Genomic DNA, 22,291 nt, shown 5'->3' with positions numbered 1-22,291 from the left:
TTAACTCCGAGCTGGTTATAAACTTAATCTTAATCTTCGGCAGTATGGTAAGAAAAGACACAGATGGGAGATCAGACAGGAATCCGGTCATCATCTTGCCCTCAGGATCGGAAGCGCTCATCACTTCTTTTTAACCTACTCCCTAACTCTTTTAAAACTTTCCAAAAACTATTTTAGCCCCCAAGTATAATCACTCTCGGTGATACAAATGCAGGCTAGCGAGTTAAGAAAGCTCGTTATGTATGAAATCTTCCCAAGAAACCACACAGAAGAGGGGACTCTAAGGGCATTGGCTGAAGATCTGGAGAGAATAAAGTCCCTTGGTGTGGACTTTGTTTGGTTAATGCCTATATACCCTATAGGAGAAGAAAGTAAAAAGGGCTTTCTCGGCTCTCCGTACGCTATAAGAGATTACCGAGCAATAAACCCCGAACTGGGTACATTTGAAGACTTTAAAAGACTCGTGGAAAGGGCTCATGGGCTTGGGCTTAGGGTTATGATAGACATCGTATACAATCACACCTCACGAGACTCTAGACTTTTGGAGGAACATCCTGAATGGTTTTATACCGTTGAAGGAAAGCCTTCAAGAAAGGTTCCAGATTGGAGCGATGTCTACGACCTTGATTACTCTAATAGAGAGCTCTGGGAGTACCAGATAGAAACCTTGAAGTTTTGGGCTAAGTACGTAGATGGGTTTAGGTGTGATGTTGCCCCTCTCGTGCCCTTAGAATTCTGGGAGAAAGCTAAAAAAGAAGTTGCCAAGGTTAATCCTAATCTCATCTGGCTAGCTGAGACGGTACACCCTTCTTTTGTCAAGTGGTTACGGGAGAGAGGATTTAGGGCTCACTCGGATGTTGAGATGCATCGAGTGTTTGAGATTACTTATGATTACGATGGAAGGGAGATGCTGGAAAGATATCTGCGAAGAGAAAGAAGTCTGTCAAGCTATATTGATTATCTCTATGTTCAGGATACTTTGTATCCCGCAGATTATGTTAAGCTTAGATTTCTGGAGAATCATGATTTACCAAGGGCAGCTGAGATATTTAGGGATGAACTTCGTCTAAAGAACTGGACGGCCTTTATGTTCATGCTAAAGGGGGCCGTATTGATATACGCGGGACAGGAGTATGCTATTGAAAAGCAACCAAGTCTATTTGAAAAGGATCCTATCCCCTGGGAAAAGGGAGATAGGAGCTTTTCAGCTTTCATCAGGAGACTGATTGAAATCAAAAAATCAATCGATTGCAACACTCAAAGGGTGTACCTGGCAAAGGATGGAGTTGCGGTTGTGGAATGCAAAAATGTAGTTGGTATTTTTAATCTGGAGGGCAAAATTGGAGAGATAGAGGTTGAAGTTGAGGGAAGAGATCTTTTGAGCGGGAAGAAAGTTGAAAGTAAAGCCGGGAAGCTGGATGTTTCCTTTGAACCCATGATAATTTGTCTTTGATCTTTCCCCTTTAAAGATCAATAAGATTAAAAACCATCGAGCGAATATCCTAATATGAGCCTGTCTTCAAGAGATGTCCCTTTCCCAAGAAAGATTCCCCTTAGCCTTGTCAATATTAGGCCTGCTACCCTCTTTGACCTGAGTGAGGTTATGCGCATTGAAAGACAGTCTTTTAGGGAGCAATACCCGAGAGGCCTGTTTCTGATGTTCCTTGAAGCAAATCCAGAGACCTTTCTCGTTGCAGAATATAACGGGAGGATAGTGGGCTATGTAATGGGTTATCTGAGACCTGATATGGAGGGCCATATAATGAGTATAGCCGTTGATCCCCTTTATAGGGGGAATGGAATAGGCAAAGCCCTAATGGAGGTTGTTATAGACAGGTTAATAAAACGAGGTGCTAGGTATATAGGACTTGAGGTTAGAGTCAGCAACGAGAGAGCGATAAAGCTCTACGAAAAGCTGGGCTTTAAGAAGATGAAAATCATAAAAGGATACTACTCTGATGGTGAGGATGCCTACTACATGGTTCTCACACCAGATGCTTGGGGTGGCAGGAGTTGAGCGGGTTTAAATTTTACCTAAGTGGGGATAGGGTTTTTAGCACAATGGAGAGTGCCATAAACAAGCTCTACAATAAGAGGCATTATGGGGAAGTTGTAAACGGTAAGCTCTTTCTCTCCCTCATTGAAGCCGTATACCTTTTGGACAAAGGGTGGATTGAAGTTTTTGATGGTGAGAAAGAGCTTAGCCTTGAGGAGCTTTTTGAAATTGGAAAGAAAAAAGATGAGCAGTTTGATTTAAAGTTCTTGGTTTACAAGGATCTCAGGGATAGGGGCTATACTGTAAAGACTGCCCTCAAGTATGGCTCCCACTTTAGGGTGTACCGGAAAGGAATGGAAGAGCATTCGGACTGGCTGATCTGGGTTGTAAGTGAGAGTCAGAAAATGCATCCAAACGACTTAACCGCTAGGGTCAGGGTTGCTCATGGAGTTAGAAAAAAGATGGTTCTTGCTGTTGTGGACGAGGACAATGATGTGGTTTATTACCAAGTAGGCAGAATAAAATTTTAATCCGCTTTTATCTCCCCGAATTCCCTTTTTAGGAGGTTTACATGCCTTTTTTCAACAGCACTTTCATCTAAGGGAACCAAGATTATTGTGTTGTTGAGCAACGCATAATCGTTCAATGCTGCTAGGAACTTAAAAACCGGTTCAAACCCGTTCTCTATCATAAGATATTCGATTCCATCTAGTAGAATTACCTTTGGAGTGTTCCCTGACTTCATGAAGTCCACCAATGTCTGTAGGAGAAACTCAAGCCTCAGTGGGTGTATATTGTCCTTCCCATCTATTTTTGTGAGCCATAACATTGGGGTTTGCTCAAGCTTTAACTTTTCCTTGAGGACGTGCCTTGGTGTTCTAGAAACAACAAGTCCTGCCCTTCCTTTCAACAGATCCATGAACAGTAAGTTGCAATCTCTTGTTTTGCATAAATGCACCCCAGGGGCAAATTTTTCTTCTTTACCTTCTATCTCTATCACTGGAGAGAGTTTGTATTTTGATATGAGATTCTTTAACAGGGTTATCCATCCGAGAAGAATGAAGAGAAGTGCGAATACTATTAGGCCATTCCCCGCCGTGTTTAAGAGCATTCTCTCTGAAGGGTTCAGAAAGAGAATTCCACTGTCATATAGGTCGATAAACATGAAGACAAATTTTGATAATGCCGCCATCACAAACCCCGTTATCGTAAAGTCATAGAATCTTCTAAGTGTGGGATACCTAGCTATGAACCTCCTCCTGTATTTTATCCCACTGATTGCTAAGCTTACCAGCAATAGCAAGACGGTCAGTGAGAGGGTTGCAGTTATAGCGCTCATCCCCTCTCACCTCCAGAAATTAATGAGCATATGGATTTAAATACCTTTCGTTAGAAAAAGTTCAAAAAAGAAAGTGAAAAAGTCACTTCAAAAATCCTGTCTTCTTTCCGAGATCCTCAAAGGCGTCAATTACATACTGCAGATCCTCTTTTGTATGGGCTGCAGAAGGCTCTAATCTTATTCTAGCCGTACCGAGTGGGACAGTTGGATAGACAATTGCCTGTGCAAAGATGTTGTATTCATCGTAGAGTCTTCTTGAGAACTCTTGGGCTAGCTTTTCGTCATAAAGCATTACTGGTGTAATTGGGTGTTTTGTGTTCCCTAAGTCATAACCTAGGTCTCTAAGCCCCTTTTGGAGGAAGTGAGTGTTATCCCAGAGCTTCTTAACGAGCTCATCGCTCTTTTGAAGAATCTCAACTGCTGCTATTGCGGCAGCAACATCGGGTGGATTGAGTGCTGAGGAGAACAGGAATGGTCTTCCTCTTTGCTTTAGATACTCAATTGCTTCCTCTGGTCCCGCAACATAACCTCCGATGACACCGAAGGCTTTACTCAGCGTTCCCATCTCGAAGTCCACTCTATCGTGGAGCTTGAAGTGATCCACTATACCCCTTCCGTGTTCCCCTAAAACACCTTCACCGTGGGCATCGTCAACGTATACCATTGCATCGTACTGCTCTGCCAGTTCAACGATCTCTGGGAGGGGGGCAAGGTCACCGTCCATGCTGAACACACCATCTGTGACGATAAGCTTCTTTTTCTTGTCCTTTACTTCCTCAAGCTTCTTCTTGAGGTCTTCCATGTCAAGGTGCTTGTAGATAACCTTTGGTGCACCGCTTAACCTCATGCCATCTATAATGCTTGCGTGGTTTAATTCTTCGCTAACAAAAACTCCATCCTCGCCCTTCTTTATGAGAGCACTTATTGCTCCAAGGTTTGCATTGTAGCCGCTCTGGAAGAGGATGGCGGCTTCTCTCTTTTTGAACTTTGCCAGCTTTTCTTCAAGCTCCACATGGAGTTCCATTGTTCCGGCAATAGTTCTTACGGCTCCAGCTCCAACACCATAGTCAAGAATAGCCCTTATGGCTGCTTCCTTAATTTTTGGATGTGCTGCCAAACCAAGATAGTTGTTGGAGCACATGTTCAAAACTTTCTTTCCGTCAACAACCACCCAAGGACCTTGGGCGCTCTGAAGAACTCTAATTCTTACATAGAGGCCTTTCTCTTTGAGTTCATTAAGTTCCTCGGTAATCCAGTCAAGCTTTCCCATACGTATCACCAAGTAGAATATTGGTATTTCTCACCTATAAAATTTTTTCATGCACCTCAACAGACAATAGGCTGGACAACAATCTCCTTTTGATGAAGTTTTGGGAATCCTTTGAAGGGCTCCAAAGAATTTAAATATTCTCGTGATTATAAAGTGTTTAGGTCACGATAATAGGTGGTTGCAATGGTTGAAGAAGTAAAAGAGGTTAAGGAAGTTAAGATTCTTGAAAAACCGTGGGTTGAGAAGTATAGGCCTGAGAGGCTTGACGACATTGTAGGGCAAGATCACATAGTAAAGAGGCTCAAGCACTATGTTAGGACAGGTTCAATGCCGCATCTTTTATTTGCAGGGCCGCCTGGTACGGGGAAAACGACCAGTGCGCTGGCTTTAGCGCGAGAACTCTTTGGAGAGAACTGGAGGCATAATTTCCTCGAGCTAAATGCCTCCGTCTCCAAAGACACGCCGATACTGGTGAGAATCAACGGAAGAATCCTCAGGACCACTTTTGCCGAGCTGGACAGGCTTTACTTCGACGAAAGCGACGGCGATGTCTCCTACAAAGATGCCTCGAACCTCGAAGTACTCACCGTTGACGAGAGCTACCGTGTCAGATGGGCGAAGGTTAGGAAAATAATCCGCCACCGCGTTCCGGTCATACTTCGCGTCCACCTTGAGGGCGGTGGAAAGCTTGAACTGACCGGCAACCACTCGGTTATGGTGCTCACGGAGAACGGGCTTGAAACGGTGAAGGCAAGCGAGCTGAGCGAGGGGTCTATCGTTCTAAGCTTCACGGCGAACTTGGAGGGCTTCCTCGACGTCCTAGACATGAGAGAATATGGAATCAAGGAGAGCGCGAGAACGAGAACCTTTGAGGCGCTTCCGGTTGGTGAGGAGCTATCCTACATGCTCGGCCTATACGCGGCCGAGGGGGCAGTTGGCTTTAAGGGGAACACTTCAGGTCAGATCATCTACACCCTCGGGAGCCACGAGAGGGAGCTGATAAACCGCGTCAGGGAGTTCGCCGAGGGGCTGGGCGTCAGCCTCTACGAGAACTACACCTCCTCAGGCTTTGACCGCTCAAAGAAGAGCGCATACCAGATCAGGTTCCTGAGCACCCAGCTGGCCAAGTTCTTTGACGAGAACTTCTACGATGGCAACGGAAGGAGGGCAGAGAACAAGAGGATTCCCGGCTTTGTGTTTGAGTTCCCGGTTCACGAGAGGATAGCCTTCCTCAGGGGACTCGCCGACGGCGACGGAACCGGGGAGTGGGGCGGAGTTGTAAGGATCTCCTCGGTTTCAAGGGATTTGCTCATAGACACGGTCTGGCTGGCGAGGATTTCCGGAATTGAGGCGAGCGTCTTTGACAGAGAGGCGAGGCTTATCTGGAAGGGTGGCATGAAGTGGAGCAAGGCAGAGCTCCTCCCAGCTGAGCCGGTAGTTAAGATGCTAAAGTCCATAGAGCACGCCATAGACGGAAACTGGCGCTATGAACTGAGGCACCAGCTCTACGAGGGCAAGAAGCGCGTGAGAAAGGAGACCCTGAAGAAAATCCTCCCAATGGTGGATGAGACAAGGCTTGACACCAGAGGCAAGAAAGTCCTTGAAACGCTGAAGAAGTTAGCGGGCACTGACCTCCACGCATTGGTGGTTAAAAAGGTCGAGCTTGTTGAGTACAACGACTTCGTATATGATGTAAGTGTTCCGGGCAACGAGATGTTCTTCGCTGGTGAGATACCGGTTCTCCTCCACAACTCGGACGAGCGCGGCATAAACGTCATTCGTGAGAAAGTAAAGGAGTTTGCAAGAACGAAGCCGATAGGCGGCGCGAGCTTCAAGATAATCTTTCTTGACGAGGCGGACGCTCTGACCCAGGACGCCCAGCAAGCATTAAGAAGAACAATGGAGATGTTTTCGAGCAACGTAAGATTTATCTTATCCTGTAACTATTCGTCAAAGATCATCGAGCCGATCCAGTCAAGATGCGCCATATTCCGCTTTAGGCCGTTAAAAGACGAGGACATTGCAAAGAGGTTAAAATACATAGCTGAAAACGAAGGGCTTGAGCTAACCGAGGAAGGCCTTCAAGCCATACTATATGTTGCAGAAGGGGACTTGAGAAGAGCCATAAACGTTCTTCAAGCCGCAGCTGCATTAGATACAAGAATAACTGATGAGAATGTCTTTCTTGTTGCCAGCAGAGCTAGGCCAGAAGACGTTAGGGAAATGATGCTCCTAGCTTTAGAAGGCAATTTCCTCAAAGCTAGAGACAAGCTTAGGGAGATACTCCTAAAGCAAGGATTAAGCGGAGAAGATGTTTTGATCCAGATGCACAAAGAGGTGTTCAATCTTCCAATAAGTGAACCGAAGAAGGTTGCCTTGGCGGATAAAATTGGAGAATACAACTTCAGGCTTGTTGAGGGAGCCAATGAAATGATTCAGCTTGAAGCTCTCTTGGCTCAGTTTACACTGCTTGGCAAGGATTAGGTGAGTTCAGATGCTACCATGGGTTGAAAAGTACAGACCAAAAAGGCTTGTGGAGATAGTAAATCAGGAAAAGGCATTGGAAAAAGTTAGAGCATGGATTGAAAGCTGGTTTCATGGAACTCCCAAGAAAAAAGCCCTCCTCCTTGCAGGTCCTCCGGGTAGCGGAAAGACCACGACCGTTTATGCTCTAGCTAATGAGTATAAGTTTGAGGTAATTGAGCTCAACGCAAGTGATGAGAGAACCTATGGGAAGATAGAGCGCTACCTCAATGCGGCCTATACAATGGACGTATTTGGAAGGAGGAGGAAGTTGATCTTTCTTGATGAAGCCGATAACATAGAGCCTTCGGGAGCAAAGGAGATAGCAAAGCTCATAGACAAGGCCAGGAATCCTATAATAATGTCTGCCAACAGATACTGGGAAGTACCATTGGAGATAAGGAACAAAGCGGAAATAGTGGAGTACAAGCGTTTGAGCCAGAGGGATATTTTAAAAGCTCTCTTTAGGATTGTAAAAGCGGAGGGTATTTTTGTTCCTAAGGAGGTCCTGCAGGAAATTGCAAAAAGGGCTAGGGGAGACTTAAGAGCAGCGATAAATGACCTCCAAAATCTCGTAAGTGGCGGTGTTGAGGATGCCGAGCTTGTTCTGGCATACAGGGATGTTGAGAAGTCGATTTTTGAAGCTCTGGGTATGATATTTGCCACAGATAATGCAAAAAGGGCAAAAATGGCTCTCATGAACCTTGACAACACCCCAGACGAAGTTCTCCTCTGGATTGAAGAAAACATCCCCTATGTATACTACAAACCGGAGGATATTGCGAGAGCGTATGAGGCTATAAGCAGAGCTGATATATACCTCGGAAGAGCAACAAGAACAGGGAACTACGGTTTATGGAAGTATGCAATAGACATGATGACTGCTGGAGTTGCTGTTTCGGGGGTAAAGAAAAAGGGATTTATGCGCTTTTATCCTCCAAAAACTCTTAAAATGCTCAGGGATACTAAGGAAGAACGCTCTATCAGGGATTCCATAGTGAAGAAGATAATGAAGGAGATGCACATGAGCAAACTTGAGGCTATTGAAACAATGCAGATATTCAAAGCCATATTTGCTAACAACCCGGATGTTGCAGCTCATATAGCAGTTTTTCTCGACTTAGGGGATAAGGAGATTGAGCTCCTTACTGAGGATAAAGAAAAGGCGGCAAAGATCAAAGGGAAGATGCTGGCCATTCATAGAAAGTTGAAGGAAACGAAAACGGAGCTTGAAATAAGAATTGAAACAATTGAAGCTGAGACTATTGACGAGGAGGAAATCACTGAAGAAGAGTCAGAGGAAGAGGAAATTGAAGAGGCTGAAGAAATTGGAGAAGAAATAGAGGAAAGAAAAGAAGTTGAAGAAAAGCCTAAGGAAAAGAAAGAGAAGAAAGGCAAACAGGCTACTCTCTTTGACTTCCTGAAGAAGTGATTAGAGAAGCTCAACATCTGCACAGACCTTAAAGACATGGGGTTTGTAGTCGGAAACTTTCTTTATCTCTACCTTGCATTCTTTTCCGAGCTCTTTACACTCACTGATGATTCTCTCTTTAAAGTCCTCTATTTTGCTTTCGTGAACAAAATCATAGTAATGAACCCAGTTTTTAGCTTTTTCAAGTGCCAGTCTGAGGGCATCAACACCTTTTGGGGTTGGACTTATAACCCTATCAAAAGTCCCAAGCTTTGGAACAACATCAAATACATCTCCCTTGATGATCTCTATGCTACCCTTGAGTTTATCCCTGTTTAACTGAATGTTTTCAATGCCGAGCTTTATGGCATCTTCGTTTAACTCTACGGCTGTTATTTTAGCGTTTTTGTATCTTGCAATCACGAGGGCATATGGTAGAATTCCAGCAAACATCAAGAGAACTCTCTCCCCATCTTTTACAAGTTGAGCCAACCTGTACCTCTCTCCTTTCATTCTGGGGTTGAAGAAGGCTTTGCTTAGGTCAACTTTAATTTTTACACCATTCTCTTTGTGCACTGTTGTGAGCCTCTTTTCTCCCCATATTATTGAGTAGTCCCTTATCCTGAAGACACCTCTGTGGAATCCTTTCTTCGCTATCACCTTTAGAAATGGATGCACCTTAAGCAATGCCTCAACTATCTCCTTTTCTCTGTGCTCTATTTCCGGCGGGATTTGAATTACCGCTATGTCCCCTACGACATCGTAACGCCTGAGAAAGTTTAGCTCCTCTTTAGTAAACTTGTCCTTTAAGATGCTCTCAAGGTTTTTGTAAATTTGTCTTTCCGGTCTGAGAGGGAGCTCAATATCCACAACCTCAAATCCAAGATTTTTGGCTTTCTCTGGGTCTGTTATAGGAAAAAGAATGTTTTCTTCTTCTCTTCTTGGTCTTCTCTTTCCATCATAAATCCCCACTCGCTTAAGAATCCTCTTTGCCTCTTCTGCTTCACTCTTCTTTACCCTCACCGCTGGCATGATCCTCTCCCTCTAGCAGTGCCGCAAACAATTTTTGGGAAATCTCCTTAATGAGCTCCTCTTCCCTCTTTTCCTGAAACTCTTTCAAGAGTGTTGTCTCTTGAGTTTTGTCTAGGACGTTTGGAGGCAAATATAAGATTAGCATTGACTCGTTGGAGATTACGTAATCCTTTAACGAGAACAAAAACTTTGCAACGGAAGAAAAGTCGTTGTAGAGGATTAGATACTCAATTCCCTCGAAATACACAACTGCCTTTCCACCTTTTTCTCTCAAGAACCTTAAAATAGCATCTTGAATAACGTGGAGCTTTGTAGGATCTCCTGCGCCTTCTTTCTCTAATCTGCTCAGCCATATAAACTTATCTGGCTCCAGCTGGTATTTTTTTATCCATAACTCCTTTTGAGCCCTACTCACAACAAGGAGTCCGTTTGAATGTCTCGACAAAAATGTCAGAGCATGGGGGCTTGCCGGCTTTTTAAACACATATGCCCCAGTTATTGGTGAAAGCGATATTTTTTCTGGGTATTTTCTTGGTTTTACTTCCTGGGGACTTAGAGCATTGAGATAGTAGAGAACGGACGAAACCAAAATTATGTAAGAGAGGGTGTAGAAAATTGCCATTACAAACCATAACTGCATTTCAGTTAGAGAATCGATCACAACCCCAAGTGAGCCCGCGGTGAAAAGGGAAGCGGAAATTAAAAAGTTCCTAGCTAAGTTTTTCCCAGGTTCCTCGATGTTTTTGTAGTAATGAAACGCTCTTATGCTGAGGGCTATTCCTATTGCTGTAAGACCTGAACCTGTTAGGACTCCAAAGAGATTCATGTACATTGCTTCTCCCTCTAGGTTAGAGTACTCTAAGGCATTATTTAAATACTTTTCATTTCCAATAGGGTTCTCGCATTAGAATAGCCCTTTTAAAAATTTCGATAAGCTCCTCATCGGAGGCGTTGTTCCTTATTGGAGTTAGGATATCTACGAGGTCATCCCTTCTCAGGAGGCAGGTCTTTAGATGGCCCGTTGAAGTGAGCCTTATCCTAGTGCAGTTTGCACAGAATATTGTGTTGTGCATTGACCTAACGACTTCAACCTCGGCGATGCCGTAGTCTGTGGGAATAAAGTATTTCTTTCTCCTGTGCATTCGTCTTTCCTTTACATCCACCGCGATCTCCTCAAATTTCTCTTCCAGAGGTTTTAGCGGATAAAAATACTTTTTGAAAAACCATGAGTCCTCCATCTCCCTTGGGACTTCGATTTCAATTAGCTGAAGAATGGTGTTTTTTCGGGCAGCGTAGTTTATCATATCCCATATTTCCCCATCGTTGAGACCTTTCATGACAACCATGTTAAGCTTAACTGGATAGAAGAGCTTGACGGCTTTCTCGATTCCTTCAAGAACCTGAGGAAGCACGTCAAATCCAGTAATTGCTTTATATTTTTTCCTGTCAAGAGTATCGAGACTTATGTTTACCCTATCGAGTCCAGCTTCTTTTAATGGCTCTGCCAGTAGCTTCATTGTTGTTCCGTTGGTGGTCATAGATAGATCTTCAACGTAAGGCCGTATTCTCCTCACTATCTCAACGATATCTTTTCTAATAGTCGGTTCCCCTCCGGTTAACTTGACCTTTTTTATGCCAAGCTGGGACGCTATTCTGACTATCCTTTCTATTTCTTCTGGTTTCATCCCTTGGAAGCTGAGGGTTTGCCCCTCTCTGTGGCAGTAGAAGCAGTTTAAGTTGCACTCATTTGTGAGAGAAATTCTCAGATTTGTCACCGGTCTTCCAAAGCGATCCACTAAAACCATGCGCTCCCCTCTATTACTTAAAACATCATTGCTTTAAAAAAAGATTTTGGGTAAACAATTATGTTAACCACAAAAGCTGCGAAAAGTAAAAGAACAATGAGGGAGTATATAATGTAGGGGATGAAGGTGGACACAAATAAAATTCGTGAACTTGTTAAAGAGGCTGAGGTTCTCCACAAAGAGTTCCAAAAGGGCTTTCTTCGTGTATACTCCCTTTCATCATCATGGGAGTTTGAAGAGTTAAAAGACCTGCTGTCCGAGCTTTATGGCATCATTGAGAAAAAATTTGATGTAGCGTCTCAAATAGGAAAGGCGTCTTCTCTTCTTGGGGGAGACTTTGAGCAGCTCGCAAAAGAGCTTCAAAAAAACGAGCATCAAATGAAATTTCGATTAGAGGAACTCCTTCTTTTAGTTGAGAATCCGAAAATGAGCTTCACTGAAAAAGCCAAAATAAATGCATCCCTCCAGAGGTTGTTGCAGTATTATAGGGTATATGATTACTCAATCACCCAAACAATTCAAAAGCTAACTGGAGAACTTGAGGGGCTTATATTTATAAGTGAGGAGAGGAAACTACCACCGGCCAACATTGTTGACAAAATAAAAAAGATAGAAAATTTGGATGAGAAACTTGAGCTCTTAATCTCATTCATCTACTACCTCTACACCAACCCCTCATGGGTTCATAAAGTTGAAGAAGCCTTAAGGGACTGGCATTCAAAGGGACTGCTGTGGGTTGAGGTGAGAAACGTAGAAAAGAACAGCGGTGTTGAGAGAGAACATGCCGCTAAAATCCTCGAAGGCTTAACGCTCATTGGTGTTGTGGAAAAACGGGAAAGAGGTGGTGAATATGTCTACAAACTCAGAGGTTTCGGTGAGGATTAGAGGAATATACAGCACGGCTTTGACAAAGTTGCTCCTCGATGAAGGCTTTAAGATAAGCCAGCCGAGTCAGAAGATCGCTGAAAGACTGGGCATTGAAAAGGTCTACGATGAGTTCGATGTGGATATTCAAGACAAAAAAGACTCCCATGGTGTGGTGTTGGTTGGAGAAAAAGTTGAAGAAGTTAAGAAGGTTTTTGAGGAGAAGTTTTTAGACGTTTTCTTTAGAAAAATGCCCTACCAGCTTTATGGAATATATAAAGGAATCGTTATCAAAAAGGACGAAAGATATGTGTATGTGGACATAGGGAATGCAATTGGAACTTTGCTAATAGAAGAGTTTCCAGATGCTGTTGAAGGGGACGAGGTGCTTGTTCAGGTCAAGAAAAACAACCTCCTTCCTCATTTGAGTGTCTTACTCACTATACCAGGGGACTATGCAGTGCTTATTCCAAAACCCGTTGGAACCCAGAGACATGTGAAAATATCAAGGAAGATTAGGGATCAATCAGAGAGAGAAAGGCTTAGAATACTTGGATTGAGTGTCGATCTTGGAGAATGGGGGGTTTTGTGGAGAACGGCAGCTGCGTATAAAGATTGGAATCTCCTACGGGATGAGCTAATAAAGCTTTCAAAGATCGCTGAAAAGCTGAAAGAGGCTGAAAAATACTCTGCTCCTGCCCAAATAGTTGAGGGTAGAGACATCTATGAGGTTGAATTTGGCGGTGCGGCAAAGGCAAAGCTTGACGACATAAGAAATACGGTAGTCCCTACGATAGAAGGACATCACAAGTTTAAGGCATACGATCCCGAGTTTGGCTTTGCCGTTGAAATTGGGGAGGGAATTCTAAGCAAGATCCCCTCTCAGAGAAAAAAGGTTAGTGAAGGCTTTTTGGAGGCATTAATCAACAATAAGGGGCCAAAGCAGGGATGGCTTTTTAGGTTTGAGCACGTTAAGCCAGACGGTCAAGTAATCAAAATAGGCCCAGGAGAAGTGGTTGAGGTTTCTCTAAATCCCCTAAAGCTGAAGGTAAGAAGGAATCTAAAACCCGGTAGATTCTATGATGGCTTGGACTTACCAATAGAAGCTGGGGATTATGCAATAACTGAGATTGAAGAAGGAAAATGGTGGTTTAAGCACAGCTATTATGATAGAGATGGCAACCTAAAGGGAGAATACTACAACATCTGCACCCCAGTTGAAATATATCCAGATAGGGCAAGATACGTTGATTTAGAGGTCGATATCGTGAAGTGGCCCGATGGAAAGAAGGAGATTGTAGACAAGGATGAGCTCAGGAGGCACTATGAGGATGGAGTTATAAGTGAGAAGCTGTACAAGGCTATAGTAAGGCTGACTCAGGAGCTTTTTGAGAAGATTTAGCTTTTTCCACATCTTCTATTCCTTTATCCGTTATTCTAAAGTAAACAATGCCTCCCTCTGGCTTAAATCTGTGCCTCTCTAAAACTGCAATTCTAAAGCCATCCCTTAGCTTTTCTAATCTGAGGATGTCTTTACACTTATATCCCAGGGTATGCTCGGCTATCGGCTTTAGGAGGTTGTGCTTTGAGTCGAAATAGACTTGGTTTACAACAATAACTCCCAGATTGTATTTTCTTGCAAGCCAAAGCAAAATCTGGAGTTGCTTTCCGAGATCAGCAGTAACTGCACTTTTGTTTTCCTCTATTCTGTAATGATTGGTTATTGAGTCCACAACAATCAGGGAGAATTTTTCATTTACGATCTTTTTAAGACCTGATATAGTTTTTTTCTGCTCTTTGAAGTCAAACGGTTCGAACACGAGAAATTTCTGGAGGATTTTTTCTTTGTCGAGTCCTCTTGTCTCGGCCATAGTTGCTAATCTCTCGGGGGAAAATCCTCCTTCAGTATCTATATAAGCCACTTTTCCGTTATTTAAAAGGCCCACCTGCATTGCTAGGGTAGTCTTCCCGGTAGCAAATGCACCATATATCTGAGTCAATACTCCCTTGCCTATTCCTCCACCTAGCAATTCGTCTAAGCTCTTACTGCCGGTGGTTAGCATTATCCACACCGCTATACTTCAAGGGGCTTTCCAACTTCCGGGACTTTTACTAGAACCCATATTCTCCTCTCTCTGAGCTCTTTAATGAGCTCTTCCACACTCCCCTCACTGTAAACGCCGTAGTGCATTGGTATTACTACTTTCGGCCTAATTACTTCAACTATGTTTGCTGCCTCTCTCACGTTTGCAGTTGACCTTCCGCTTATTGGAACGAAAAGGATATCTATCTTGCCCCGGAAATTCTTGAAAATCGGGCTGTAATATGTATCTCCCGGATGAAAAATTGTCTTTTGCTCATTGGATATAATGTATCCTACTGGGTACTGGCTTGATGGATGTTCTACAAATATTGCCTTTACCCTAACCCCGTTCCCGAGCTCTATCTCTTGTCCCCCTTCTATTTCCATGACTTTGGTTATTCCATCACTTATTGCCATTAGATAAACAGGTTTTGGCCCTATTACGGTAGCCTCTCTAAGTCTCGCCAGAAGAGGTGTTTTGCCGTAGTGGTCTATGTGTTCATGGGTAACCAGTATGTAATCGATGCCATCTATGGCATCGTCGTTGACATATTCATAGGGGTCTATCAGAATTTTCACGCCATTTATTTCAATCCAAAAACACGCATGACCATACCAGATAATCTTCATAGGCGTAGCCTCCGAGAATAATAGATTGAAACTCCACTTAAATCTTTCCCATCAAACGTTGGTTTTATAAAGGGATTATCATTATTTCGATTTGGAGGAATATGAAAGGGCTAATAGTCAAAGAACCATTTGCTTCTTGGATCGTGGAAGGAAAGAAGATATGGGAGATTAGAAAGAGCTCTACCAAGATTAGGGGAGAAGTTTACATTATAAACAGGGGTTTTGCAATAGGAAAAGCTGAACTTGTAGATGTGCTCGGCCCCTTTACACCTGAGGAATTAAAAGCTCATAAAGAAAAGCATAGGGTGGGGTATGAGTTCTTAAAGGAATATTCAAACGGTAAGAGACTTTACGCGTGGGTTTTCAAAAACCCGGTGAAGTTTGAAAAGCCATTGGAAGTTATAATGCCAAAAGGTGCTCAAATATGGGTTAATATCAGGGGGTTCAAGGAGTGAGGAGGTACTTTTTTCTACCTCTGACTTTGCCTTTCTTAATTCTCCTGATTTTCCTAGTACCTGTCCTCTTCATACTCTTTGCGGGTACAATAACGCTGGCATTTCAAAAGTTGGGACTTCCTCTTCCGGTTGCTTTTACGCTGTTCTGGGCATCTTTAATAGGAAGCTTCATTAACATTCCGGTTAAAGAAATTAGAACCTACGGGCCAATTGTTAGAGTCGCTAAAGTGTCGTTTTTTGGCATTACCTATCCAGTTCCGTACGTTGACTGGGGTGAGCAAAAAACAATAGTTAGTGTTAACGTTGGCGGTGCCCTTGTTCCTCTTAGTGTGGTTCTCTACGAGATATTGAGGCTTATGATCCTTGAACAAAATGATCTTTTGATTAGAGTGGCGATCGCTGTTTTTGTCTCAACGATCATTAGCAAGGCCTTTTCAAGACCGGTGAAAGGATTAGGCATAGCAATTCCAACTTTTGTGCCTCCATTAGTCGCTGCTCTCCTTGCTCTTACTATAGGGGCTCCAAATAGACCCTTGGTGGCATATACAAGCGGTACGATGGGCGTCCTCATAGGGGCTGATTTGCTAAACTGGAACAAGCTCAAAGATCTCGGGGCTCCGATGGTTAGCATAGGTGGTGCTGGGACCTTTGATGGTATTTTTCTTGCTGGAATCATTGCAGTTTTGTTAGTATGAAAAAGATATTAAAAGCTAAACCTATTTTCTCTGAGGTGGTTGTGATGAAAGTAGTGTTGGGGAGTGGAGCTTACCACATGGCTGAAGAAATCAAGATGAAAGTGAATAAGCACAACAAAGAAGTTTTGGATGTTGAGATAAAGAAGTTCCCCGATGGAGAAAAGTATGTGAGAGTTCTTGGGGAGGGGAAAGAAGCTATTGTTGTTCAGTCCACGTTTAACCCTCAAGATGAACATCTTATTGAGCTCCTTCTCTTGGGAGATGCACTTAGGGAGAAAGGATTTGAGCATCTTAAGGCGGTGGTACCATATCTGGCTTATTCAAGACAGGATAGGGTTACTAAAGAAGGAGAACCGATAAGCGTTAGGGCAATTATGAAGGCGCTTGGTCTCTATTACGACGAACTCTATGTTTTTGATATTCATAATCCAAAAACTTTGAAATATTTCTCTGGGAAGGCAGTTAATTTAAGCCCTGCAAGAGCCATAGCCGAGTACTTTGGAGAAAAACTTGGTGAAGGATTGGTTCTGGCTCCGGATAAAGGGGCATTGGATAGAGCAAAAGCTGTTGCAGAGCTTCTCGATGTGGAGTTTAGCTACTTCGAAAAGAAACGTATCTCCCCAACTGAAGTCCAGATGACCCCAGTAGAAGTTGATGTAAAAGGGAGAAATGTGCTTATAGTCGATGACATTATAAGCACTGGGGGCACAATGGTGAAAGCAGCTGCTATACTTAGAGAAATGGGTGCTGGAAAAATATTCGTCGTCGCAACTCACGGAGTCTTTGCCGAAGGGGCGATTGAGAGGGTTAGCAAAGCAGTTGATGAACTTGCTGTGACCAATACTATCCCTACTCCAGTTTCAAAAATAAGCTTGGTAGAGGATATTTTAACACTTTAAAAGCCCTTTGATGTCCTATTTTCATTTGTTTTGAGGAGTTCTGTTTGCCTTCATTATTTTTGGTTTTGAGTGAAGTTCAAACACATGCTTAATGGGGAATGTTTTAACCATATAAGTGTTTAAAATTAGGACATAGCAAACTCTTTTTTAACAGCTTCTTTACTAAAAATACGGCTTCTCAAAGCTTTGCAAAAATTTTTCATTGTGGGGGTCTCGGGCTATAGGGTGGAGCGCCCGAATAAGGGTGCCCAAAGCCCAGGCATAAAACGGCGGCGTCGAGGGGAGTGGGTGCAAAGCACCCAACAATGAACCCCGCCCTCCAGCCTTGGGCACAACGAAGTGCGCTCCCGAGGAAACCCGAAAGGGGACCCCTCGGGGGTAAGGCAGGCCCAACACCCCGACCAAACCCCGGATGGGTTTTATGGTACTCCCCTTTGAGGGGAGTCCCACCGGCCGTACTCCTAATAGCAATTCCGGTTGATCCTGCCGGAGGCCACTGCTATCGGGGTCCGACTAAGCCATGCGAGTCACGGGGGTGTCCCTCTGGGACACCACCGGCGGACGGCTCAGTAACACGTCGGTAACCTACCCTCGGGAGGGGGATAACCCCGGGAAACTGGGGCTAATCCCCCATAGGCCTGAGGTACTGGAAGGTCCTCAGGCCGAAAGGGGCTTTTGCCCGCCCGAGGATGGGCCGGCGGCCGATTAGGTAGTTGGTGGGGTAACGGCCCACCAAGCCGAAGATCGGTACGGGCTGTGAGAGCAGGAGCCCGGAGATGGACACTGAGACACGGGTCCAGGCCCTACGGGGCGCAGCAGGCGCGAAACCTCCGCAATGCGGGAAACCGCGACGGGGGGACCCCGAGTGCCGTGGCATCGCCACGGCTTTTCCGGAGTGTAAAAAGCTCCGGGAATAAGGGCTGGGCAAGGCCGGTGGCAGCCGCCGCGGTAATACCGGCGGCCCGAGTGGTGGCCGCTATTATTGGGCCTAAAGCGTCCGTAGCCGGGCCCGTAAGTCCCTGGCGAAATCCCACGGCTCAACCGTGGGGCTTGCTGGGGATACTGCGGGCCTTGGGACCGGGAGAGGCGGGGGGTACCCCTGGGGTAGGGGTGAAATCCTATAATCCCAGGGGGACCGCCAGTGGCGAAGGCGCCCCGCTGGAACGGGTCCGACGGTGAGGGACGAAGGCCAGGGGAGCAAACCGGATTAGATACCCGGGTAGTCCTGGCTGTAAAGGATGCGGGCTAGGTGTCGGGCGAGCTTCGAGCTCGCCCGGTGCCGTAGGGAAGCCGTTAAGCCCGCCGCCTGGGGAGTACGGCCGCAAGGCTGAAACTTAAAGGAATTGGCGGGGGAGCACTACAAGGGGTGGAGCGTGCGGTTTAATTGGATTCAACGCCGGGAACCTCACCGGGGGCGACGGCAGGATGAAGGCCAGGCTGAAGGTCTTGCCGGACACGCCGAGAGGAGGTGCATGGCCGCCGTCAGCTCGTACCGTGAGGCGTCCACTTAAGTGTGGTAACGAGCGAGACCCGCGCCCCCAGTTGCCAGCCCTTCCCGCTGGGAAGGGGGCACTCTGGGGGGACTGCCGGCGATAAGCCGGAGGAAGGAGCGGGCGACGGTAGGTCAGTATGCCCCGAAACCCCCGGGCTACACGCGCGCTACAATGGGCGGGACAATGGGATCCGACCCCGAAAGGGGAAGGGAATCCCCTAAACCCGCCCCCAGTTCGGATCGCGGGCTGCAACTCGCCCGCGTGAAGCTGGAATCCCTAGTACCCGCGTGTCATCATCGCGCGGCGAATACGTCCCTGCTCCTTGCACACACCGCCCGTCACTCCACCCGAGCGGGGTCTGGATGAGGCTCCGTCCTCTGGGCGGGGTCGAGTCCGGGCTCCGTGAGGGGGGAGAAGTCGTAACAAGGTAGCCGTAGGGGAACCTACGGCTCGATCACCTCCTATCGCCGGAAACCCATCCGGGGGGCTTAAGGGGTGTTGGGCCTGCCTTTTTCGTGGGCCGGTAGCTCAGCCTGGGAGAGCGCCGGCTTTGCAAGCCGGAGGCCCCGGGTTCAAATCCCGGCCGGTCCACCACGAAGAGGTGCACATCCCGAGCAACGCTCGGGGTGGAAGGGTCCTAGGCCCCGAACTAGGGGGGTCACGATGAGGACCGTGCATAGGTGGATTTGGCCCAAAAAATGTCCAGCCTCCAAGTAGGGGGTAAGAAACCTAAGCCGCCTGGTGGATGGCTCGGCTCGGGGCGCCGACGAAGGGCGTGGCAAGCTGCGATAAGCCCCGGTGAGGCGCAGGCAGCCGTCGAGCCGGGGATTCCCGAATGGGACTTCCTGCGGCTTTGCCGCACTCCCACCAGGGAGGGGGAACGCGGGGAATTGAAACATCTTAGTACCCGCAGGAAAAGAAAGCAAAAGCGATGCCGTGAGTAGGGGCGACCGAAAGCGGCACAGGGCAAACTGAACCCTGAGTGGAAACACTCAGGGGATGTGGTGTAGTAGGGCCCTGCGCTGGAGCCTCTCGGGTGAAGCCGAAGTCCGCTGGAACGCGGCGCCGAAGAGGGTGATAGCCCCGTAGGCGTAAGCCCGAAGGCTCCTGCAGGGTTCCTGAGTACCGTCGGTCGGATATCCGGCGGGAAGCTGGGAGGCATCGGCTCCCAACCCTAAATACGTCCCGAGACCGATAGCGAACTAGTACCGTGAGGGAAAGCTGAAAAGCACCCCGGGAGGGGGGTGAAAAGAGCCTGAAACCAGGCGGCGATAGGTGGGTGCGGCCCGAAAGGAATGAGTCTTCCCGAAGGAAATCCCGGCGACGGGAGAGTACGAGGGAAGAGGACCGGGGTTGCACCGTCCGTCTTGAAACACGGGGCAGGGAGTTCACGGCCGTGGCGAGGTTAAGGGGAGAAATCCCCGGAGCCGTAGGGAAACCGACAGGTCCGCAGGCGCTTCGCCGAGGGACGGGGTGTGAAAGCGCCCGGAGTCACGGCCGTGAGACCCGAAACCGGTCGATCTAGCCCGGGGCAGGGTGAAGTCCCTCAACAGAGGGATGGAGGCCCGATAGGGGTGCTGACGTGCAATTCGCTCCCGTGACCCCGGGCTAGGGGTGAAAGGCCAATCGAGGCCGGAGATAGCTGGTTCCCGCCGAATTATCCCGCAGGATAGCCTCCCCGGAGGCAGGTAGTGGGGTAGAGCACTGATTGGGTGTGCAGGGGGCGAAAGCCTCCGGCACCCTGTCAAACTCCGAACCCACTACCGCCGTAGATGGGGGGAGTAGGGTGGCGGTGTAAGCCGTCCACCGAGAGGGGAACAACCCAGACCGGGGTTAAGGCCCCAAAGTGCCGGCTAAGTATTACTCCAAAGGGTGTCCCTGGCCTTAGACAGCGGGGAGGTAGGCTTAGAAGCAGCCATCCTTTAAAGAGTGCGTAACAGCTCACCCGTCGAGGTCAGGGGCCCCGAAAATGGACGGGGTTCAAGCCGGCCGCCGAGACCCCGGCGCACGGACCGATTGGTCCGTGATCGGGTAGGCGGGCGTCCCGGTGGGGTAGAAGCCGGGCCGTAAGGTCCGGTGGACCCGTCGGGATTGCGGATCCTGCCGGGAGTAGCAGCATAGCCGGGTGAGAATCCCGGCCGCCGTAGGGGCCAGGGTTCCACGGCAATGTTCGTCAGCCGTGGGTTAGTCGGTCCTAAGCCAGCCCGTAACTCGGTGCTGGCGAAAGGGAAACGGGTTTATATTCCCGTACCGCGGTGGTAGGTGCGGCAACGCAAGCCCGAGGGGTGACGCCTCGGGGTAGGCGGACCGGTCCACAAGGCCGGCTAAGCGTATAAGCCCGGGGAGTGCCGTAATGGCGAGAACCGGGTGAAAGCGCGAATGGCCTCCCGTAAGGGGGGTTCCGCCGATCCCTGGGGCCCGTGAAAAGCCCCTCGGGAACGATCCACCGCGTCCGTACCGAGAACCGACACTGGTGCCCCTGGGTGAGAAGCCTAAGGCGTGTCGGGGGAAACCCAGCCGAGGGAACTCGGCAAATTGGCCCCGTAACTTCGGGAGAAGGGGTGCCTGCGGTTGTGTAAACCGCAGGTCGCAGTGACTAGGGGGGCCCGACTGTTTAATAAAAACACAGGTCCCAGCTAGCCCGAAAGGGTTTGTACTGGGGCCGACGCCTGCCCAGTGCCGGTACGTGAAGCCCGGGTCCAACCGGGTGAAGCGCCGGTAAACGGCGGGGGTAACTATAACCCTCTTAAGGTAGCGAAATTCCTTGTCGGTTAAATGCCGACCTGCATGAATGGCGTAACGAGGTCCCCACTGTCCCCGGCTGGGGCCCGGCGAAACCACTGCCTGGCGCATATGCCAGGGACCCCCGGTGGGAAGCGAAGACCCCATGGAGCTTTACTGCAGCCTGCCGTTGCCATACGGCGGGGGGTGCGCAGCGTAGGCGGGAGGCGTCGAAGCCCGGTCTCCGGGCCGGGTGGAGCCGCCCATGAGACACCGCCCACCCTCTGCCGTATGGCTAACCCGCGAAAGCGGGGACAGCGGTAGGTGGGCAGTTTGGCTGGGGCGGCACGCCTCCGAAAAGGTATCGGGGGCGCCCTAAGGTCGGCTCAGGCGGGTCAGGAATCCGCCGTAGAGTGCAAGGGCAAAAGCCGGCCTGACTGGACCCGTAACAGAGGCGGGTCCAGCCGCGAAAGCGTGGCCTAGCGAACCCCAGTGCCTCCCCGGTGGGGGCCTGGGATGACAGAAAAGCTACCCTGGGGATAACAGAGTCGTCTCGGGCGAGAGCCCATATCGACCCCGAGGCTTGCTACCTCGCTGTCGGCTCTTCCCATCCTGGCCCTGCAGCAGGGGCCAAGGGTGGGGGTGTTCACCCATTAAAGGGGAACGTGAGCTGGGTTTAGACCGTCGTGAGACAGGTCGGATGCTATCTACCGGGGGTGCTGGCCGCCTGAGGGGAAGGCGCCCTTAGTACGAGAGGAACAGGGTGCCGCGGCCTCTGGTCTACCGGTTGTCCTACAGGGCATAGCCGGGCAGCTACGCCGCGTCCGATAAGGCCTGAAGGCATCTAAGGCCGAAGCGGTCCCCGAAAATAGGCGGCCACTCCCTGGCGCAGGGGGTCGGGTGACCGGCCCGTTGCCAGGGACGAGGGCACCCGCAGAAGACGGGTTTGATGGAGCGGGGATGTAAGCGGGAAGGGAAACCGACCCGTTTAGTCTGCCGCTCCCAATAGCCCGAGGTTCTTACCCCCGAAAGGAGGCTGGGCATTTGATAGGCCAAATCCACCTATGCACGGTCC

The 22,291-nt window shown here is 48.0% G+C and carries 17 protein-coding genes, 1 tRNA gene and 2 rRNA genes; 13 read left to right on the top strand and 7 right to left on the bottom strand.

All coding sequences use genetic code 11. From position 1 onward, the window contains the following. Window positions 1-208: 208 nt before the first annotated feature. Genes ACZ5NL_RS05280 through endA form a run of 3 tightly spaced genes read left to right on the top strand, consistent with a single transcriptional unit; the run spans window position 209 to window position 2,526 of the window. On the top strand, window positions 209-1,453 hold the full coding sequence (locus tag ACZ5NL_RS05280; RefSeq protein ID WP_464843329.1) for an alpha-amylase family glycosyl hydrolase: 1,245 nt from the start codon (window positions 209-211) through the stop codon (window positions 1,451-1,453). A gap of 54 nt (window positions 1,454-1,507) precedes the next feature. Next, window positions 1,508-2,017, top strand: coding sequence for a ribosomal protein S18-alanine N-acetyltransferase (gene rimI, locus ACZ5NL_RS05275; RefSeq protein ID WP_464841165.1), 510 nt, complete (start codon window positions 1,508-1,510; stop codon window positions 2,015-2,017). Window positions 2,018-2,061: 44 nt separating this feature from the next. Further along, window positions 2,062-2,526 carry a tRNA-intron lyase gene (gene endA, locus ACZ5NL_RS05270; protein ID WP_464843328.1) on the top strand — a complete coding sequence of 155 codons (465 nt, stop codon included), beginning with the start codon at window positions 2,062-2,064 and terminating at the stop codon, window positions 2,524-2,526. On the opposite strand, the gene ACZ5NL_RS05265 is transcribed toward endA, so the two are convergent. Next, on the bottom strand, window positions 2,523-3,335 hold the full coding sequence (locus ACZ5NL_RS05265; protein ID WP_464841163.1) for a DUF835 domain-containing protein: 813 nt from the start codon (window positions 3,333-3,335) through the stop codon (window positions 2,523-2,525). The genes endA and ACZ5NL_RS05265 overlap by 4 nt on opposite strands. Before the next feature lie 82 nt (window positions 3,336-3,417). Beyond that, window positions 3,418-4,605 carry a glycine C-acetyltransferase gene (locus ACZ5NL_RS05260; protein WP_464843327.1) on the bottom strand — a complete coding sequence of 396 codons (1,188 nt, stop codon included), beginning with the start codon at window positions 4,603-4,605 and terminating at the stop codon, window positions 3,418-3,420. A 183-nt stretch (window positions 4,606-4,788) separates the two neighbouring features. On the opposite strand from ACZ5NL_RS05260, the gene ACZ5NL_RS05255 reads away from it, so the two are divergent. Beyond that, window positions 4,789-7,089 carry a replication factor C small subunit gene (locus ACZ5NL_RS05255; RefSeq protein ID WP_464841162.1) on the top strand — a complete coding sequence of 767 codons (2,301 nt, stop codon included), beginning with the start codon at window positions 4,789-4,791 and terminating at the stop codon, window positions 7,087-7,089. A 10-nt stretch (window positions 7,090-7,099) separates the two neighbouring features. Next, window positions 7,100-8,560 (top strand): replication factor C large subunit, encoded by a 1,461-nt coding sequence (locus ACZ5NL_RS05250; RefSeq protein ID WP_464841161.1) that lies wholly within the window; start codon window positions 7,100-7,102, stop codon window positions 8,558-8,560. Here the strand turns inward: ACZ5NL_RS05250 and taw22 are convergent, their stop codons facing one another. The 3 genes from taw22 to moaA are packed head-to-tail and all read right to left on the bottom strand — an operon-like array spanning window position 8,561 to window position 11,376. Then, window positions 8,561-9,571, bottom strand: a complete 1,011-nt coding sequence (gene taw22, locus ACZ5NL_RS05245) for a tRNA (guanine(37)-N1)/4-demethylwyosine(37)-methyltransferase Taw22 (protein ID WP_464841159.1) — start codon at window positions 9,569-9,571, stop codon at window positions 8,561-8,563. Next, entirely contained in the window at window positions 9,543-10,403 is an 861-nt protein-coding gene (locus ACZ5NL_RS05240) for a DUF835 domain-containing protein (protein WP_464841158.1), read from the bottom strand. Before ACZ5NL_RS05240 ends, taw22 begins: the two co-directional genes overlap by 29 nt. Window positions 10,404-10,452: 49 nt before the next feature. Continuing rightward, window positions 10,453-11,376 (bottom strand): GTP 3',8-cyclase MoaA, encoded by a 924-nt coding sequence (gene moaA / locus ACZ5NL_RS05235; RefSeq protein ID WP_464841157.1) that lies wholly within the window; start codon window positions 11,374-11,376, stop codon window positions 10,453-10,455. A 126-nt stretch (window positions 11,377-11,502) separates the two neighbouring features. Here moaA and ACZ5NL_RS05230 point away from each other — a divergent pair, with 126 nt between their 5' ends. Then, window positions 11,503-12,261 (top strand): hypothetical protein, encoded by a 759-nt coding sequence (locus ACZ5NL_RS05230; protein WP_464841156.1) that lies wholly within the window; start codon window positions 11,503-11,505, stop codon window positions 12,259-12,261. Then, window positions 12,227-13,642 carry a ribonuclease FAU-1 family protein gene (locus ACZ5NL_RS05225; protein WP_464841155.1) on the top strand — a complete coding sequence of 472 codons (1,416 nt, stop codon included), beginning with the start codon at window positions 12,227-12,229 and terminating at the stop codon, window positions 13,640-13,642. The genes ACZ5NL_RS05230 and ACZ5NL_RS05225 overlap by 35 nt, the downstream gene beginning before the upstream one ends. Here the strand turns inward: ACZ5NL_RS05225 and radB are convergent. Together radB and ACZ5NL_RS05215 are read right to left on the bottom strand one after the other, a co-directional pair. Beyond that, complete coding sequence (gene radB, locus ACZ5NL_RS05220) at window positions 13,602-14,303, bottom strand: DNA repair and recombination protein RadB (RefSeq protein WP_464841154.1); 702 nt, start codon at window positions 14,301-14,303, stop codon at window positions 13,602-13,604. The genes ACZ5NL_RS05225 and radB overlap by 41 nt on opposite strands. An 11-nt stretch (window positions 14,304-14,314) precedes the next feature. Continuing rightward, the gene (locus ACZ5NL_RS05215; protein WP_464841153.1) at window positions 14,315-14,953 is read right to left on the bottom strand and encodes an MBL fold metallo-hydrolase; all 639 of its coding nucleotides are present in this window, start codon (window positions 14,951-14,953) and stop codon (window positions 14,315-14,317) included. A gap of 101 nt (window positions 14,954-15,054) precedes the next feature. On the opposite strand from ACZ5NL_RS05215, the gene ACZ5NL_RS05210 reads away from it, so the two are divergent. The 6 genes from ACZ5NL_RS05210 to ACZ5NL_RS05185 all read left to right on the top strand — a co-directional run bounded on the left by ACZ5NL_RS05210 (window position 15,055) and on the right by ACZ5NL_RS05185 (window position 22,242). Continuing rightward, window positions 15,055-15,408 carry an ASCH domain-containing protein gene (locus tag ACZ5NL_RS05210; protein WP_464841152.1) on the top strand — a complete coding sequence of 118 codons (354 nt, stop codon included), beginning with the start codon at window positions 15,055-15,057 and terminating at the stop codon, window positions 15,406-15,408. Then, window positions 15,405-16,103, top strand: a complete 699-nt coding sequence (locus ACZ5NL_RS05205) for a DUF1614 domain-containing protein (RefSeq protein ID WP_464841151.1) — start codon at window positions 15,405-15,407, stop codon at window positions 16,101-16,103. Before ACZ5NL_RS05210 ends, ACZ5NL_RS05205 begins: the two co-directional genes overlap by 4 nt. Before the next feature lie 44 nt (window positions 16,104-16,147). Continuing rightward, entirely contained in the window at window positions 16,148-17,002 is an 855-nt protein-coding gene (locus ACZ5NL_RS05200; protein WP_464841150.1) for a ribose-phosphate diphosphokinase, read from the top strand. Window positions 17,003-17,472: 470 nt separating this feature from the next. Then, a 16S ribosomal RNA gene (locus ACZ5NL_RS05195) occupies window positions 17,473-18,958 on the top strand. 54 nt (window positions 18,959-19,012) lie between these two features. Then, window positions 19,013-19,089, top strand: a tRNA-Ala gene (locus ACZ5NL_RS05190). Window positions 19,090-19,212: 123 nt separating this feature from the next. After that, window positions 19,213-22,242, top strand: a 23S ribosomal RNA gene (locus ACZ5NL_RS05185). Together the 16S and 23S rRNA genes with 1 tRNA gene alongside form the textbook arrangement of a ribosomal RNA operon. Window positions 22,243-22,291: the final 49 nt, after the last annotated feature.

Source organism: Thermococcus aegaeus (assembly GCF_055393685.1).
The sequence above is the reverse complement of the archived record's forward strand: the minus strand, read 5'-3'. Positions and strand labels throughout refer to the sequence as shown.